Source organism: Mycobacterium sp. SMC-8 (genome assembly GCF_025263565.1).
Classification (GTDB): domain Bacteria; phylum Actinomycetota; class Actinomycetes; order Mycobacteriales; family Mycobacteriaceae; genus Mycobacterium.
The window spans coordinates 1947187-1962797 of record NZ_CP079865.1; the positions used below are offsets into that span (position 1 = coordinate 1947187).

Annotated in this window: 14 protein-coding genes; 13 read left to right on the forward strand and 1 reads right to left on the reverse strand. The window is 66.4% G+C overall.

Annotation, left to right across the window (positions count from 1 at the left end):
* Nucleotides 1–156: 156 nt before the first annotated feature.
* A complete protein-coding gene (locus KXD97_RS09485) occupies nucleotides 157–888 on the reverse strand; it encodes a FadR/GntR family transcriptional regulator (protein WP_222878143.1) in 732 nt (243 codons plus the stop codon).
* Between the two features lie 62 nt (nucleotides 889–950).
* Here KXD97_RS09485 and KXD97_RS09490 point away from each other — a divergent pair, with 62 nt between their 5' ends.
* The 13 genes from KXD97_RS09490 to KXD97_RS09550 all read left to right on the forward strand — a co-directional run bounded on the left by KXD97_RS09490 (nucleotide 951) and on the right by KXD97_RS09550 (nucleotide 15583).
* Entirely contained in the window at nucleotides 951–2627 is a 1677-nt protein-coding gene (locus KXD97_RS09490) for an AMP-binding protein (RefSeq protein WP_260756458.1), read from the forward strand.
* A 57-nt stretch (nucleotides 2628–2684) separates the two neighbouring features.
* Nucleotides 2685–3479: an enoyl-CoA hydratase-related protein gene (locus KXD97_RS09495; RefSeq protein WP_260756459.1), complete on the forward strand. Its 795-nt coding sequence runs from the start codon at nucleotides 2685–2687 to the stop codon at nucleotides 3477–3479.
* A 7-nt stretch (nucleotides 3480–3486) separates the two neighbouring features.
* Entirely contained in the window at nucleotides 3487–4620 is a 1134-nt protein-coding gene (locus KXD97_RS09500; RefSeq protein ID WP_260757899.1) for an acyl-CoA dehydrogenase family protein, read from the forward strand.
* The gene (locus tag KXD97_RS09505; RefSeq protein WP_260756460.1) at nucleotides 4617–5525 is read left to right on the forward strand and encodes an SDR family oxidoreductase; all 909 of its coding nucleotides are present in this window, start codon (nucleotides 4617–4619) and stop codon (nucleotides 5523–5525) included. The genes KXD97_RS09500 and KXD97_RS09505 overlap by 4 nt, the downstream gene beginning before the upstream one ends.
* A gap of 20 nt (nucleotides 5526–5545) precedes the next feature.
* Nucleotides 5546–6004, forward strand: a complete 459-nt coding sequence (locus tag KXD97_RS09510; protein ID WP_260756461.1) for a MaoC family dehydratase — start codon at nucleotides 5546–5548, stop codon at nucleotides 6002–6004.
* Nucleotides 6005–6421: 417 nt separating this feature from the next.
* Nucleotides 6422–7135: an ABC transporter permease gene (locus KXD97_RS09515; RefSeq protein ID WP_260757900.1), complete on the forward strand. Its 714-nt coding sequence runs from the start codon at nucleotides 6422–6424 to the stop codon at nucleotides 7133–7135.
* A 9-nt stretch (nucleotides 7136–7144) separates the two neighbouring features.
* Nucleotides 7145–7999 (forward strand): ABC transporter permease, encoded by an 855-nt coding sequence (locus KXD97_RS09520; RefSeq protein ID WP_260756462.1) that lies wholly within the window; start codon nucleotides 7145–7147, stop codon nucleotides 7997–7999.
* Nucleotides 8000–8001: 2 nt separating this feature from the next.
* Nucleotides 8002–9366: an MCE family protein gene (locus KXD97_RS09525; protein WP_260756463.1), complete on the forward strand. Its 1365-nt coding sequence runs from the start codon at nucleotides 8002–8004 to the stop codon at nucleotides 9364–9366.
* Nucleotides 9363–10391 (forward strand): virulence factor Mce family protein, encoded by a 1029-nt coding sequence (locus KXD97_RS09530; RefSeq protein ID WP_260756465.1) that lies wholly within the window; start codon nucleotides 9363–9365, stop codon nucleotides 10389–10391. Before KXD97_RS09525 ends, KXD97_RS09530 begins: the two co-directional genes overlap by 4 nt.
* The gene (locus KXD97_RS09535; protein ID WP_260756466.1) at nucleotides 10388–11701 is read left to right on the forward strand and encodes a virulence factor Mce family protein; all 1314 of its coding nucleotides are present in this window, start codon (nucleotides 10388–10390) and stop codon (nucleotides 11699–11701) included. Before KXD97_RS09530 ends, KXD97_RS09535 begins: the two co-directional genes overlap by 4 nt.
* 50 nt (nucleotides 11702–11751) lie before the next feature.
* Nucleotides 11752–12999: an MCE family protein gene (locus KXD97_RS09540; RefSeq protein ID WP_396885370.1), complete on the forward strand. Its 1248-nt coding sequence runs from the start codon at nucleotides 11752–11754 to the stop codon at nucleotides 12997–12999.
* Nucleotides 12996–14132 (forward strand): virulence factor Mce family protein, encoded by a 1137-nt coding sequence (locus KXD97_RS09545; RefSeq protein ID WP_260756468.1) that lies wholly within the window; start codon nucleotides 12996–12998, stop codon nucleotides 14130–14132. Before KXD97_RS09540 ends, KXD97_RS09545 begins: the two co-directional genes overlap by 4 nt.
* Nucleotides 14132–15583, forward strand: coding sequence for an MCE family protein (locus tag KXD97_RS09550; RefSeq protein WP_260756470.1), 1452 nt, complete (start codon nucleotides 14132–14134; stop codon nucleotides 15581–15583). The genes KXD97_RS09545 and KXD97_RS09550 overlap by 1 nt, the downstream gene beginning before the upstream one ends.
* Nucleotides 15584–15611: the final 28 nt, after the last annotated feature.

Genomic DNA, 15611 nt, shown 5'->3' on the forward strand with positions numbered 1-15611 from the left:
GGCGATCTCCGAGGCCGGTGGAGTGGATTTCCTCTAGCGTAGAAGAATATGCATACACAATTCAAGATGTTGATGCAGAATGTTGTGGATCACAGCCAGCGCAAGCGAGGGGGTAGTTCAGATGTGGATCCGCAATGCCTGATCCGGCGTGCGGTGCTATGGGTGCTGCGGTGTGTGCGGGGTGCGCTCGGGGTCGTCGGCGCGGATGAGGTCGCGGTCGTGACGATTGATCGCCTCGACGAAGGCCGCCTGATCATGAACGGCGATCGCGGCGACGATGTCATCGTGCACGACCAGGCTGCCGGCCACCAGCGGCTCGTGGTCCTGCACGAACATCACCCGACTGAGCACCGCCCTGATGCTGGTGATGATGAGTTGATGCATCCCCTCCAGTACGGGGATGTGCGCGGCGGCGGTGACGACCGCGTGGAAATTCAGCACCGCGTCGAAGAACTCCGGGGCATCCGTGCTCGCGCGCATCCGCACCATCGCGGTGCGCATCTCGGCGATGTCGGCATCGGTGGCCCGCTCGAACGCGGCCTTGGTGAGCCCGAATTCGAGATAGAGACGCGCCTCGAACAGATCGAGGGGATGCGGGTTGGACGGCTGGAACCACAGATCCAGCGCGCCGGTGCGCACCTGCGGCGGCGTGTTGGCGACGGTGATCCCGCCGCCGGGGCCGGGCCGCACGGACACCAGGTCGCGGTCGCGCAGGATCCGCAGCGTCTCGTTCATCACCGTCGGGCTGATCCCGAACCGGTCCATCAACTCCGCCCGCCTGCCGAGGTGGGCACCGACCGGCAGGCGCTCGGACATGATCTCGTGTTCGAGGTCGGCGGCAACGACTTCGGCCCGCGACGAGCGCGCCGCCGGTTCACGGCGTGCCATCCATGGCCTCCTTCTGCGCCCGACTCCCTGACTCACGAGATAGTAACTTCCAGGAGGTATCAGTGATTGAACCTAACGCGGCAACAACGGCGTTCCGTGCCGCACGTGACCATCTGATCGCCCACCGCGAGGACTACGAGGTCGCCGCCGCGGGATTCCGCTTCCCCGATGTGGGCGACCGGTTCAACTGGGCAATCGACTGGTTCGACCACATTGCTCGCGGAAACCCATGCACCGCACTGCGAATCGTCGGCGATGACGGATCTGACGAGTCGTATTCCTTCGACGAGATGGCACGCCGGTCCGACCGGGTCGCCCGCCGGCTGGCCGACGGCGGTGTTCGCGCCGGTGACCGGGTGATGCTCATGCTCGGCAATCAGGTCGAGTTGTGGGAATCGATGCTGGCCGTGATGAAACTCGGCGCGGTGATCCTGCCGGCCACCACCGCGCTGGGTCCCAAGGACCTCGACGACCGCCTTTCCCGCGGTGCGGTCGCTCACGTCATCACCAATGCCGAGGAAACCGCGAAGTTCGACGACATTGCGGGTGATTACGGCCGGATCGCGGTCGGGGACGCGCCCGCACCGTGGCGGTCGTACCGCGAGTCCGACACCGTCGAGTCACCGGCGCCGTTCACCACCACGACCGCACCAGATGACCCGATGCTGGTGTACTTCACCTCGGGCACCACCAGCCACCCCAAACTCGTCGAGCACACTCACCGGTCCTATCCCATCGGGCACCTGTCGACGATGTACTTCATCGGGCTGCGCCCGGGTGATGTCCACCTCAACATCAGCTCGCCCGGCTGGGCCAAGCACGCGTGGAGTTCGTTCTTCGCGCCGTGGATCGGCGAGTCCACCGTCGTCGCCTACAACTACGCCCGCTTCGACGCGGCGCGGTTCCTGGAGATGTTGCAGCATGTCGCGGTGACCTCGCTGTGTGCGCCACCGACGGTGTGGCGCATGCTGATTCAGGCCCATCTGGGTGAGAGACCGCAAGCATTGCGGGAAGCGATGGGCGCCGGCGAACCGCTCAACCCCGAGGTGATCACCCAGGTGCGTAACAGCTGGGGATTGACCATCCGGGACGGATTCGGGCAGACCGAGTGCACCGCGCTCATCGGCAACACCCCTGGTGCGGTCGTCAAGCCGGGCTCGATGGGCCGGCCGTTGCCCGGCATCCCGGTGGAGATCGTCGATCCGATCACCGGGCAGGTGGCCGAGGAAGGGGAGATCTGCCTGCGACTCGCCGACAATCCGGTGAACCTGATGACCGGTTACCTCGGCGACCCGGAGCGCAACGACGCCGTGATGGCCGGCGGTTACTACCACACCGGCGATGTGGCGAGCCGGGACGCCGAGGGGTACATCACCTACATCGGCCGCACCGACGACGTGTTCAAGGCCTCCGACTACAAGATCTCCCCGTTCGAATTGGAGAGCGTGCTCATCGAGCACCCGGCCGTCGCCGAGGCGGCGGTGGTGCCCGCACCCGACGAGATCCGCCTTGCGGTGCCCAAGGCGTATGTCAGCCTGGCGGCCGGGTGGGCACCGGATCGCGCCACCGCGGACGCGATCTTCGCCCACGCGCGGCAGAACCTCGCCCCCTATCAACGCATCCGGCGCATCGAGTTCTTCGAACTGCCCAAGACCATCTCGGGCAAGATCCGCCGCGTCGAACTGCGTAACAGGGAGAACACCGCGGAGTCGTTGCCCGGGGAGTTCCGCGAGACTTGATGACCCACAACTTTGGTATTATGGTATGACCAAAATTGCGCATCGAAGGGCGACTTGATGACTGACTTCACCGACATCTCCTACGAGGTCGACAACGGCCTGGCCTGGATCACCATCAACCGCCCGGATCGCTACAACTCCTTCCGGGCGCGCACCGTCGACGAACTGATCAAGGCCTTCAAGCTGGCCTGGGGGAGCGCCGAGGTGGGAGCGATCTGCCTGACCGGGGCCGGCGAGAAGGCCTTCTGCACCGGCGGCGACCAGAAACAGCGCGCCGAGACGGGTGACTATGGTCCCTCCGACAGCGGCCTGTTCGAGGTGGACTCGCTGCACCGGGTGATCCGGGACGTGCCCAAGCCGGTGATCGCGGCGGTGAACGGTTTCGCCATCGGCGGTGGCCATGTCCTTCACGTGCTGTGCGACTTGACCATCGCCTCCGAGACTGCCGTCTTCGGCCAGAACGGGCCGCGGGTCGGCTCCTTCGACGCCGGCTTCGGCACCGGATTCCTCGCCCGGGTGGTCGGCGAGAAGCGTGCCCGGGAGATCTGGTTCCTGTGCCGGCGGTACTCGGCGCAGCAGGCCTACGAGTGGGGACTGGTGAACAAGGTGGTGCCGGCGGATCAGCTCAAGGCCGAGGTGCGGGCGTGGGCAGACGAGATCCTGCAGCTCTCACCGACATCACTGAAGGTGCTCAAGCAGTCGTTCAACATAGACACCGAGCAGTTCGCCTCTCTGGGCCAGATGGCGTATTCGAATCTCAAGCTGTTCGGTGAGACCGCCGAGGCTCAAGAGGGCATCGCCGCCTTCAACGAGAAGCGGGCCCCCGATTTCGCGCCGTACCGGGGCAACTGACGTGCCGCTGTTCACGGCCGAGCAACAGGATTTCGCCCGCGCCATCGAGCAGTTCTGCGTCGAGAACTGCGCCACACCGGAGCAGCGTGCGGAACTCACCGATGGTGGAAAGCTCTCCAACAGCCCAAGTCTCCTGCTGAATATGGCCGAACTCGGCTGGCTCGGCGTCTCTTTGCCGGCCGAGTACGGCGGCGGCGGGGCCGGCATGGTCGACGAGTGCATCTTCCTGGAGGAGACCGCTCGCGGGCTCGCGCCGATCCACGCCTACGGCACCGGGTTGACCGCGGCGCAAACCTATCTGCGACACGGCACCGGGCAGCAGAGGAAAGAGGTGCTGGGCAACCTCTGCAGCGGACGGTTCGAGGCGATCGCGCTGTCCGAGCCGGGCGCCGGATCCGATCTCGGCTCGGTGCGCACCCGCGCGGTGCTCGACGGTGACCGGTTCATCGTCAACGGCCAGAAGGCCTGGATCACCGCGGCCCATCTCGCCGACCATCTGCTGGTACTGACCCGGACCTCCGCCGACGGCCCCAAACACAAGGGCCTGACCCTGCTGTATCTCGCCACCGACACCCCGGGGCTGGAGATCAAACCCATCCAGACGATGGACGGGCACACCGTCAACGAGGTCTTCTTCACCGACGTGGCCATTCCGGCCGGCAACGTCGTCGGCGGCATCGGCGACGCATGGCATCGGCTGATGCGCGGCCTGAACGTCGAGCGGCTGATCATCGCGGCGATGTCGATAGGGGCAGCCCGACGGTCGCTGGAGGACACGATCGACTATGTGCGACAACGCGAACAGTTCGGCCGGTCGATCGGCAGCTTCCAGGCGGTGCGGCACCGGCTGGCCGACCTGGTGGCCGAGATCGACTGCTGCCGGGCGTTCGTCTACCAGGTGGCCGCGCAGATCGACGCCGGGATGGAAGACCAACTCGCCCGGGAGGGCTCGATCGCCAAGATGAAGTGCACCGAAGTCGCGAAACTCGCTGCCCTGGAAGGCGTTCAGCTGATGGGCGGCAACGGCTATACCGTGGAGTACGGCATGGAACTTCAGGTGCGTAAGGCCCTGGCCCCACCGATCTACGGGGGCGCCAACGAGATACAGCGCGAGATCATCGGCAAGAGCCTCGGATTATGACGCCGACGAGTTCGCGCAGCATCTTCGCCCCCGATGCCCTGGCCGGCAAGCGGATCCTGATCACCGGTGGCGGCACCGGACTCGGGCGCGGTGTGGCGACCCGGTTGGTCGCCCACGGGGCGCAGGTGCACATCTGGGGCCGGCGTGAGAACGTCCTTGCCGAAGCCGCCGCGGAGATCACGGGGGACGCCCCCGGATCGGCGCACTACCAGCCGGTCAATGTTCGCGACTTCGAGGCCGTTTCGGCGGCGGTCGCCGAGATCTGGGACCGGCACGGCGCATTGACCGGTGTGCTGAACAACGCGGCGGCCAACTTCATCGCGCCGACGGCCACGCTGAGCCCGCGCGCCTTCGAGGCCGTCACGTCGACGGTGATGACCGGGTCGTTCAACACCACTCTCGCGGTCGGAAAGCGCTGGATCGCTGAGGGACTGCGCGGATCGGTGCTGTCGAATCTGACCACCTGGGTGTGGAGCGGATCGGCGTTCGTGGTTCCCTCAGCGATGGCCAAGGCGGCGGTGCACGCGATGACGATGTCACTGGCGGTGGAATGGGGCCGGTACGGAATCCGGCTCAATGCACTTGCGCCCGGGCCGATCCCAACCGAGTACGCCTGGGAGATGCTCAATCCCACCGATGAGAGTTCGGCCGGCGCCACCCAGGCAGACCAGATCCCGCTGGGGCGCACCGGGACGATCGACGAGTTGGCCAACCTGACCATCTTCGCCTTCTCCGACGCGTGCGACTACCTGACCGGGGAGACCATCGCCATGGATGGCGGCCAACGGCTTGCGGGGCCGAACACCTTCGCCGCTCTTACCGCGATGAGCGACGAGGACTGGGTGCGCGCACGGGAACGCAGCCAGTCCGCCTCGACAGCAGCGAAGGCCTCCCGAACCGTCTGAACCCCTGGAAAGGTCCGGCCATGAAGGTCATCACATCGATCGACGACGCCGTCGCCGCCGCCGGCACCGAACTCGGGGTCAGCGAGTGGCTGACGGTGGACCAGGCGCGTATCGATGCGTTCGCCGAGGCGACCGAAGACCGGCAGTGGATCCACGTCGATACAGCGCGAGCGAAGGCCGAAAGCGCTTTCGGCGCCACCATCGCGCACGGCCTGTTGACCCTCTCCCTGATACCGGCGCTGAGCAAGCAGTGTTTCGTCGTCGAGAACGCGAAGATGGGCATCAACTACGGATTCAACAGGGTGCGGTTCGTCGCGCCGGTCCGGGTGGACTCCCAGCTGCGGGTGCGATCGGACCTGCAGGATGTCGCCAGAATCAACGAGGCAACGGTGCATCTGACGGTCCGTCACACCGTCGAGGTGAGCGGTTCGGACAAGCCCGCCGCCCTGGCCGAGATGATTGCGCGGTACATCTTCTGACCCGCCGCCGACGGATCCGGACCGGCGGTGGACAGGGCGCCGGCCGCGCGCCGACAGCACCGTGCGGCCGCCGCCCGGATGCCCGTCGGTTCTGCTCGGGCGCTGGAGAATTCGGACTGGTCAGCACCTGTTCGGGTGTCCTCAGCAAATAGGCGTGACGTCACCCCCGGTCGGCTTCGCGTGACCCTGAAGGGGCACGTTTATCCCCCTTGGTGGAGCAGTCACGATGCGGAGTCCGTCGATAGCGTCTCCCGTTATGACCCGCGTCGAAGGTGACCACCGGTGTGCGGAAGCCGAGGTGAACCCGGCACCGGCGTGGGTTCGTCGCCTTCGGCGGTCGATTCGTAGTCTGGGTGCGTCGTGACGCTGGCAATCTCCGCGACCAAGCCACTGCGCGGTGTCGGCGGCTTCTTCGCGATGACCCTGGACACCCTGGTGGCGATGGTCAAGCCGCCGTTCGCATTTCGCGAATATGTTCTGCAGTCGTGGTTCGTGGCGCGTGTGTCGATGCTTCCGGCGCTGATGCTGACCATGCCGTACTCGGTCCTGTTGGTCTTCACGTTCAACATCCTGCTCAAGGAATTCGGGGCGGCGGACTTCTCGGGGACGGGCGCCGCGATCGGAACCGTCAACCAGATCGGCCCGATCGTGACGGTGCTGGTGGTTTCCGGTGCCGGTGCCACCGCGATGTGCGCCGACCTGGGAGCACGGACCATTCGTGAAGAACTCGACGCGCTTCGGGTGATGGGCATCAACCCGATACAAACGCTGGTCGTGCCGCGAGTGCTGGCCGCCACCACGGTGGCGTTGGCGTTGTCGGCGACGGTGATCATCGTCGGACTGGCCGGGGCATTCGTGTTCTGCGTGTTCATCCAGAACGTGTCCGCCGGCGCTTTCATCGCCGGCCTGACCCTGCTCACCGGAGTCAGCGACGTGGTCGTATCCCTAGTCAAAGCAACACTTTTCGGCATGGCCGCCGGACTGATCGCCTGCTACAAGGGCATCTCGGTGGGCGGTGGGCCGGCCGGCGTCGGCAACGCCGTCAATGAGACGGTGGTCTTCACCTTCATGGTGCTGTTCGCCATTAACGTCATCGTCACCGCAGTCGGCATCCAGTTCACGGTGCAGTGAGGTGAAGTAATGACCGTAGCTCTGCCAAGCAAGCCGTTCGCGCGACTGCAGCGCCGGGTGGACAACGCCGTCCACGGCTGGAACCGGCTGGGTTCGCAGGCGAGGTTCTTCGCCACGACACTCGGGGCGATCCCCGACGCCGTCATCAACTACCGCAAAGAGGTGTGGCGGCTGATCGCCCAGATGGGGTTGGGCTCTGGCGCGCTCGCGGTGGTCGGCGGAACCGTCGCGATCGTCGGCTTTCTCACGATGACCACCGGTGCGCTGGTCGCCGTGCAGGGCTACAACCAGTTGGCGTCGGTAGGTGTCGAAGCCCTGACCGGGTTCGCGTCGGCGTTCTTCAACGTCAGGCTCATCGTCCCGGGAACGACGTCGGTGGCGCTGTCGGCGACGATCGGCGCGGGTGCCACCGCGCAACTGGGCGCGATGCGGATCAACGAAGAGATCGACGCGCTCGAGGTCATCGGGATCCGCAGCATCACCTACCTGGCCGCGACACGGGTCATCTCGGGGGTCATCGTGGTGATCCCGTTGTATTGCATCGCCGTCATGATGGCTTTCCTTGCGGCGCGGACCGGCACCACCCTCATCTACGGGCAGGGATCGGGTGTCTACGACCACTACTTCAACACCTTCCTCAACCCGACCGACCTCATCTGGTCGTTCTTCCAGTGCGTCGCCATCACCGTCGTGGTGATGCTCGTACACACCTACTACGGCTACACCGCCTCCGGCGGTCCGGCTGGAGTCGGCGAAGCCGTCGGCCGGGCGGTGCGCACCTCCATGGTCGTGGCCGCCGTCGAGATCGTGATGATCTCGCTGGCGATCTATGGCCAATCCGGCAACTTCGACCTGGCGGGTTAGGGATGGAGTCAAGGCCCGGTGAACACCGCCTCCACAGCGCCTGGTGGACCGTCCTCCTGCTGGTGGCGATCGCTGTCTTCTTTGTCGTGACCTCGGGGATCTTCCGCGGGACGTTCAGCACGTTCGTTCCGGTCACCCTTGCGTCGGACCGTTCGGGCCTGGTCATGGAGACCGGTGCCAAGGTCAAGATGCGCGGTGTCGAGGTCGGGCGGGTGCGCGACATCGCCGGAGCCGACGGTCAAGCCCGCCTGTTGCTGGATCTGTATCCCGACCAGGTTCAGTTCATCCCGGCCAATGTGCAGGCCCAGATCCTGGCCACGACGGCCTTCGGCGGCAAGTTCGTCGAGCTCGTCCCGCCCGAACATCCCAGCGCAGAGCGCCTGGCTGCCGGCGCGGTGCTGGTGTCGAAGAACGTCAGCACCGAGGTGAACACGGTCTTCGAGAACATCGTCGACCTGTTGGACATGGTCGACCCGGCGAAGCTCAACGCCGTGCTCTCCGCGATCGCCGATGCGGTGCGCGGCCAGGGACCGCGGATGGGCGAAGCCACCACCGGGCTCAACGAGGTGCTGACCGCGCTCAACGCGCGCAGCGACATCATCCGCGACGACTGGCGCTCCTTCAAGGGTTTCAACGACACCTACAACGCGGTCGCCGAGAACATCGTCACGATCCTCGACGGCGCCAGCACCACCAGCAGCACGGTGGTGGCGCACAGCGCGCAGCTGGACACCCTGCTGCTGAACGTGACGGGGTTCGCCGAGTCGGGCACCAACCTGCTGACCACGAGCAAGGACAGCCTGGTCGACGCGGTGAACACGCTGGCTCCGACCACGGCGCTGCTGCACAAGTACGACCCGATCTACACCTGTTGGTTGCAGGGGGCCACCTGGTTCCTGGACAACGGCGGCCGGGACATCTGGGGTGGCGCCAACGGCAAGTCGATCCTGCTCGACGTCGCGCTGCTGGGCGGCAATGACCCCTACCGGTTCCCGGAGAACCTTCCGAAGGTCGCGGCCAAGGGCGGCCCGGGCGGTGCGCCGGGATGCGGCTCGCTGCCCGACGCCACCAAGAACTTCCCGGTGCGCCAGCTCGTGACCAACACCGGCTGGGGGACCGGCTTGGACATCCGGCCCAACCCCGGTATCGGTCACCCCTGCTGGGCCAACTACCTGCCGGTGACCCGCGCGGTTCCCGAGCAACCCAGCATCAGGCAGTGCATCCCGGGGCCGGCGATCGGACCCGTCCCGTATCCCGGCGCCGCGCCGTACGGCGCAGCGCTGTACGGACCGGGGGGAACCCCGCTGTGGCCGGGCCTGCCGCCCGCCCCGCCACCACCGACCCAGGAAGGCGCGCCGGCACCATGAGAGGCAACTTCGCGGCCGCGGCGTGGCGGCTCGGCGTTTTCCTGGCGGTCTGCGCGCTCGGAACCTTCGTCCTGCTCAGCGTTTTCGCCCAGTTCAGGTTCGGGGCGGGAAAGACCTTCAACGCCGAGTTCACCAACGTGTCGGGCCTCAAGGACGGCGATCTGGTGCGCATCGCCGGTGTTGAGGTCGGCAAGGTGCAGAGCATCACGGTGGGTTCCGACGCCGTCGTCACGGTCTCCTTCGACACCGACGACAGCGTCGTGCTCACCGACGGCTCCCGGGCCGCCATCCGTTACGACAACCTCATCGGCGGCCGGTACCTGGCACTCGAGGAAGGCGCCGGCGGCATCGAACCGTTGTCACCCGGGAACACCATCCCGCTGACGCGCACCGAGCCGGCGTTGGATCTCGACGCACTCATCGGTGGTTTCCGGCCGCTGTTCCGGGCCTTGGACCCCGAACAGGTCAACGAACTCAGCGCCCAGCTGATGGGCGCGCTGCAGGGGCAGGGCCCGACGATCGGCTCGTTCCTCGACCAGGCGGCCGCGGTGACCAACACACTGGCCGACCGCGACCAACTGATCGGCGAGGTCGTCGTCAACCTCAACGCGGTTCTCGGCTCGATCGGCGAACAGAGCGATCGCTTCGACACCGCGGTCACCTCGCTCTCGGAGCTCGTGCACGGGCTCGCCGAACGCCGGACCGACATCTCCGATGCGGTTGCCCACACCAATGCCGCCACCGCGTCGCTGGCCGAGCTGTTGACAGCGGCCCGCCCGCCGCTGCAAAAGGTGGTGCACGAGACCGACCGGGCCGCCGCGATCGCCGTCGCCGATCACGAGTATCTCGACAACCTGCTCAACACGCTGCCCGACAAATACCGGGCCATCGCCCGACAGGGCATGTACGGCGACTTCTTCAGTTTCTACTTCTGCGAGATCGGGCTGAAGCTCAACGGTAAAGGAGGACAGCCCGTTTACGTCAAGATCGCGGGCCAGGACAGTGGACGGTGCACACCCCGATGAAATCCTTCAGCGAACGCAACCTGGCGGTCATCGGCGCGATCGGCGTCGCCGTGATCGCGGTGATCGTCACCGCGGCACTGCAGTATCAGAAGCTGCCCTTCCTGAACCAGGGCAAGCAGTACTCGGCCTATTTCGCCGACGCGGGCGGTCTGTTCACCGGCGCCGGAGTCGAGGTGTCCGGATACCCGGTGGGCAAGGTGTCGGGCATCAGCCTGGACGGCCCCCGCGTCCTCGTCACGTTCAAGATCGCGGGGAACATCAACCTAGGAGCGCAGACCGAGGCCGCCATCAGGACCAAGAGCCTGCTGGGCACCAAGGTGCTCAACGTGATGCCAAGAGGTACCGGGCACCTGGACGGGCCGATCCCGATGGAGCGCACATCCTCGCCCTACCAGCTACCGGACGCTCTGGGCGATCTCGCCAGGACCGTCAGCGGCATCGACACCAATCAACTCTCGGACTCGCTGTCGACGCTGGCGCAGACCTTCGCCGACACCCCACCCCATCTGAAGACCGCCGTCGAGGGTGTCGCCCGGTTCGCCCAGACCATCAACCAGCACGACGACCAGATGCGGTCCCTGCTGGACAACGCCGCCAAGGTCACCGCCGTGCTGGCCGAGCGCACCGACCAGGTGGTCCGGTTGGTGCACGACACCAATGCGCTGCTGGCCCAATTGCTCACGCAGAGCGATGCGCTGGATGCGATCTGGTCCAACATCTCATCGGTGTCAGAGCAACTGCGCGGGTTCATCGCCGAGAACCGGCAGGAACTCAAACCCGCGCTGGAGAAGCTCAACGGCGTGCTCACCATCGTCGACAACCGCAAGGACCAACTGCAGAAGGCGGTGAAGCTGCTCAACTCCTTTGCGATGTCGCTCGGCGAATCGCTGTCCTCGGGTCCGTTCTTCAAGGCCTACGTGGCCAACCTGCTGCCGGGGCAGTTCGTCCAGCCGTTCATCGACGCCGCATTCTCCGACCTCGGCCTGGACCCGAATGTGCTTGCGCCGAGCGAACTCACCGATCCGCAGGTCGGCCAGCCGGGCACACCGGCGCTGCCGGTGCCCTTCCCGCGTACCGGGCAGGGCGGGCCGCCGGCGCTGACCGTGCCCGACGCCATCACCGGTACGCCCGGCGACCCGCGCTACCCCTACCGTGAACCGCTGCCGGCGCCCCCGCCGGGCGGTCCGCCGCCGGGGCCGCCGGCCCTCGATCCGACCGGCGCCGCGTCCACACCGGCCCCCGACCTGTCCGCGGTGTTCGTACCGGCACCGGGTGAGGCGCCGCCCGTCGCGACCGGGGGGCAACCGTGAACCGGCTGTGGCGCAGTAGATCTCTGGTCTCGGTGCTGCTTGCCGCGATCCTGCTCGGCGGTCTCGTCGTCGTGCTCCGGGCCAACGACCGCATCTCACAGAACGTCGTCGTCGCCTACTTCGAGAACAGCAACGGCCTGTTCCCCGGCGACGACGTCCGGGTGCTCGGCGTTCCGGTGGGCAGGGTGCTGCAGATCGAACCGCAACCCGAACGCGCCAAGGTGACGTTCAGCTACGACCGCGCCGTGCAGATCCCCGCCGACGCCAAGGCCGCCATCCTGTCCCCGCAACTGGTGACCGGGCGCGCGATACAACTCACCCCGGCCTACACCGGCGGCGCCGTCATGGTCGACGGCGCGGTCATCGACCAGAGTCGCACCGTCGTCCCGATCGAGTGGGACGACTTCCGCGACCAATTGCAGCGGCTGACCGAACTTCTCAAACCCACCGAACCGGGCGGCGTCAGCACTCTGGGGGCCTTCGTCAACACCGGCGCGGACAACATGCGCGGGCAGGGCGGGGCCATCCGTGACACGGTCATCAAGCTCTCCCAAACCCTTTCCACACTCGGTGATCACAGCGACGACATCTTCGCCACGTTCACCAACCTGTCCACTGTGGTGAGCGCGCTGCACGACAGTGCGTGGGCGCTGGAGGCGCTCAACGGCAACCTCGCCGAGGTCAGTACCCTGCTGGCCGACAACCCCGACAAGGTCGGTATCGCCGTCGAGGCGCTCAACGCCGCCGCTATCGACGTGAAGAGCTTCGCGCAGGAGAACCGCGACGTCATCGGCACCACCTCGGACAAACTGACGTCCATCTCGAACACGTTGGTGGCCAGTCTCGACGACATCAAACAGACCCTGCACATCGCGCCCACCACGATCGGCAACTACGTCAACATCTACGAGCCCGACAAGGGGTCTCTGACCGCGGCACTGGCCGTCAACAACTTCTCCAACCCCATCGAATTCCTCTGCGGCGCGGTGCAGGCCGCCTCCCGGTTGAACGGCGAGCAGTCCGCGAAGCTGTGCGCGCAGTACATGGCGCCGATCGTCAAGAACCGCCAGTTCAACTTCCCACCACTGGGATTCAACTTCTTCGTCGGCCCGCAGGCACGGCCCAACGAGATCACCTACAGCGAGCCGTGGATGCGTCCCGACTACGTTCCGCCCGCACCGGAGCCCGTCGCCGCCGCGCCGGGGCCGCTGCCGGCCGAAGCCGGCTCCGCGCCGGTGCCGACCGATCCCGCCCAAGGGCTGACCGGTCTGATGGTTCCCCACGGCGGTGGCTCATGACGACGGCGCGTCGCTGCCTCGCAGCAGCACTGATCCTCGCCGCTGTGCTGCTGGCTACCGGATGCGCGCAGTGGCGGGGTTTGAACTCGCTGCCGATGCCCGGCACCCAAGGCCGCGGGGAGGGATCGTTCCTCATCCAGGTGCAGATGCCGGATGTGAGCAACCTCGAGCCGAACTCGCGGGTCCGGGTCGGGGACGTGTCCGTCGGCACCGTGACCCGCATCGAACGGCAGGGTTGGCACGCGCTGCTCACCGTGACCCTCGACGGCGACGTCGACCTGCCGGCCAACGCGACCGTGAAGCTGGGCCAGACCAGCCTGCTGGGGTCACTGCACCTGGAACTCGCACCGCCGACCGACGAGCCTTCACAGGGGCGACTTGCCGCCGGATCACTGATTCCGTTGTCGCACAGCGGTTCCTACCCGACCACCGAGGAGACCCTGGCCGCGGTGTCCTCAGTGCTCAACGGTGGTGGCCTGGGGCACGTGCAGGACATCACCGAGGCGTTCAGCACCGCGTTCCGCGGCCGCGAACAAGACCTGCGAAGCCTGATCGGTGAGTTGGACACGTTCACCGCCGACCTCGACGACCAGACTCCCGACATCATCGCGGCCACCGACAGCCTCAACCAGCTCGCCGCCAAGTTCGCGGCCCGGCGTCCCGTCCTGGACCGGGCGTTGGAGACGATCCCGGATGCGCTGGTCGAGCTGAATCGGCAGAAAGAAGACCTGGTCAACGCGGCCGACCAGTTCGCGAAGTTCAGCGCGTTGACCGTCGACACGGTCAACCAGACCAAGGACAACCTGGTTGCCCAGCTCCAGCAGATCGGTCCGGTGCTGAAGAGCCTGGCCGATGCCGGCCCCAGCCTCACCCGGTCGCTCAGCCTGATCGCGACGTTCCCGTTCCCCAACGAGACGATCGAGAACTGGCAGCGCGGCGACTACGCGAACCTGACCGCGATCGTCGACCTGACCCTCAGCCGCATCGACGCCGGTCTGTTCACCGGCACCCGGTGGGAGGGCGATCTGACCGAGCTCGAGATGCAGTGGGGCAGGACCATCGGGCAGTTCCCCAGCCCCTACACACGAGGCAATCCGCTTGTCGTGCCCTACCGATGGGATCAGGGGCCGTAATGCACCTACATCGACGGATAAAGATCCAACTGGGCGTTTTCACGGTGATCGCGTTGCTCGCAATCGCCATCATGGTCTTCCAGTACATGAAGTTGCCCGCCCAACTCTTCGGTGTCGGGCGCTACACGGTGACCATGCAGCTCGAACAGACCGGCGGCCTGTACAACAGGGGCAACGTCACCTACCGGGGCACCGAGGTGGGGCGGGTGCAGGAGGTGCGGCTGACCGACGGCGGCGTCGAGGCTGTGCTGTCGCTGAAGTCCGGAATCGACATCCCCTCCGATCTCGAGGCGCAGGTGCACAGCCAGTCCGCCATCGGCGAACAGTACGTCGCGCTACTGCCCCGAAACGGCTCGTCGCGGCCGCTGCGCGACGGCGACGTCATCACATTGGCCAACACCTCGGTGCCGCCCGACGTCAACGCACTGCTGTCGGCCGCCAACACCGGCCTGCAGTCGATCCCGGCGGACAACCTCAAGACGCTGATCGACGAGAGCTTCACCGCGGTCGGGGGACTCGGGCCGGAATTGTCCCGCATCGTCCGCGGTTCCACCGACCTGTCCATCGCGGCCCGCGAGAACCTGGACCCATTCCTGGCGCTGATCGATCGCGCGCAGCCGGTACTGGACTCCCAGACCCGCACCGCGGCGGAGATCCAGAAGTGGGCTGCACACATCTCGAACGTCACCGATTCGCTGAAGGAACGCGACGAGTCGGTGGCGGGATTCATCGACAACGGCGGGCCCGCAGCCGAAGAGGCGCGCGCAGTACTCGATCGACTGCAACCCACTCTGCCGATCCTGATGGCCAACCTGGTCAGCATCGGACAGGTGGCCGTGACCTACCTGGACAGCATCGAACAACTGCTGGTGCTGCTGCCGCAGGCCATCGCCGTGAGCCAGGCAGGCATTCTGGCCAATCTGAACACCAAACATCCCGGCCAGTACATCAGCTTCAACCTCAACATCAACCTGCCACCGCCGTGCACGACCGGGTTCCTGCCGGCACAACAGCGCCGCGTTCCGACTGAGGTCGACTTCCCGGAACGTCCGCCCGGGGATCTGTACTGCCGCACTCCGCAGGACTCAACGTTCAACGTTCGAGGTGCACGCAACGCCCCTTGCGCGAGCGTGCCCGGAAAGCGGGCTCCCACCGTCAGACTGTGCGAGAGCGATGAACAGTTCGTTCCCCTCAACGATGGCTTCAACTGGAAGGGCGACCCGAACGCGACGCTGTCCGGACAACCGGTTCCCGACCTCGGCCCCGCGGCCGCTCCTGCGCCTGCCCCGGCAGCGGCGACGCCGCAACCACCGTCGCTGCCCGCCGCCGAGTACGACCCTGCGACCGGCAGCTACGTCGGCCCGGACGGCAAGCAGTACCGCCAGGCCGACCTCGGCCAGAGCACACCCGGCGGGCAGACGTGGCAGACCATGCTGCTGCCACCGAACTGAGACGGTCCGAGAGCCGGCCGTACGTCAG

Coding starts and splice junctions, on each gene's coding strand:
- KXD97_RS09545 (WP_260756468.1), top strand. CDS start 12,996: ATGACGACGGCGCGTCGCTGCCTCGCAGCAGCACTGATCCTCGCCGCT.
- KXD97_RS09520 (WP_260756462.1), top strand. CDS start 7,145: ATGACCGTAGCTCTGCCAAGCAAGCCGTTCGCGCGACTGCAGCGCCGG.
- KXD97_RS09535 (WP_260756466.1), top strand. CDS start 10,388: ATGAAATCCTTCAGCGAACGCAACCTGGCGGTCATCGGCGCGATCGGC.
- KXD97_RS09515 (WP_260757900.1), top strand. CDS start 6,422: ATGACCCTGGACACCCTGGTGGCGATGGTCAAGCCGCCGTTCGCATTT.
- KXD97_RS09550 (WP_260756470.1), top strand. CDS start 14,132: ATGCACCTACATCGACGGATAAAGATCCAACTGGGCGTTTTCACGGTG.
- KXD97_RS09510 (WP_260756461.1), top strand. CDS start 5,546: ATGAAGGTCATCACATCGATCGACGACGCCGTCGCCGCCGCCGGCACC.
- KXD97_RS09495 (WP_260756459.1), top strand. CDS start 2,685: ATGACTGACTTCACCGACATCTCCTACGAGGTCGACAACGGCCTGGCC.
- KXD97_RS09525 (WP_260756463.1), top strand. CDS start 8,002: ATGGAGTCAAGGCCCGGTGAACACCGCCTCCACAGCGCCTGGTGGACC.
- KXD97_RS09505 (WP_260756460.1), top strand. CDS start 4,617: ATGACGCCGACGAGTTCGCGCAGCATCTTCGCCCCCGATGCCCTGGCC.
- KXD97_RS09530 (WP_260756465.1), top strand. CDS start 9,363: ATGAGAGGCAACTTCGCGGCCGCGGCGTGGCGGCTCGGCGTTTTCCTG.
- KXD97_RS09485 (WP_222878143.1), bottom strand. CDS start 888: ATGGCACGCCGTGAACCGGCGGCGCGCTCGTCGCGGGCCGAAGTCGTT.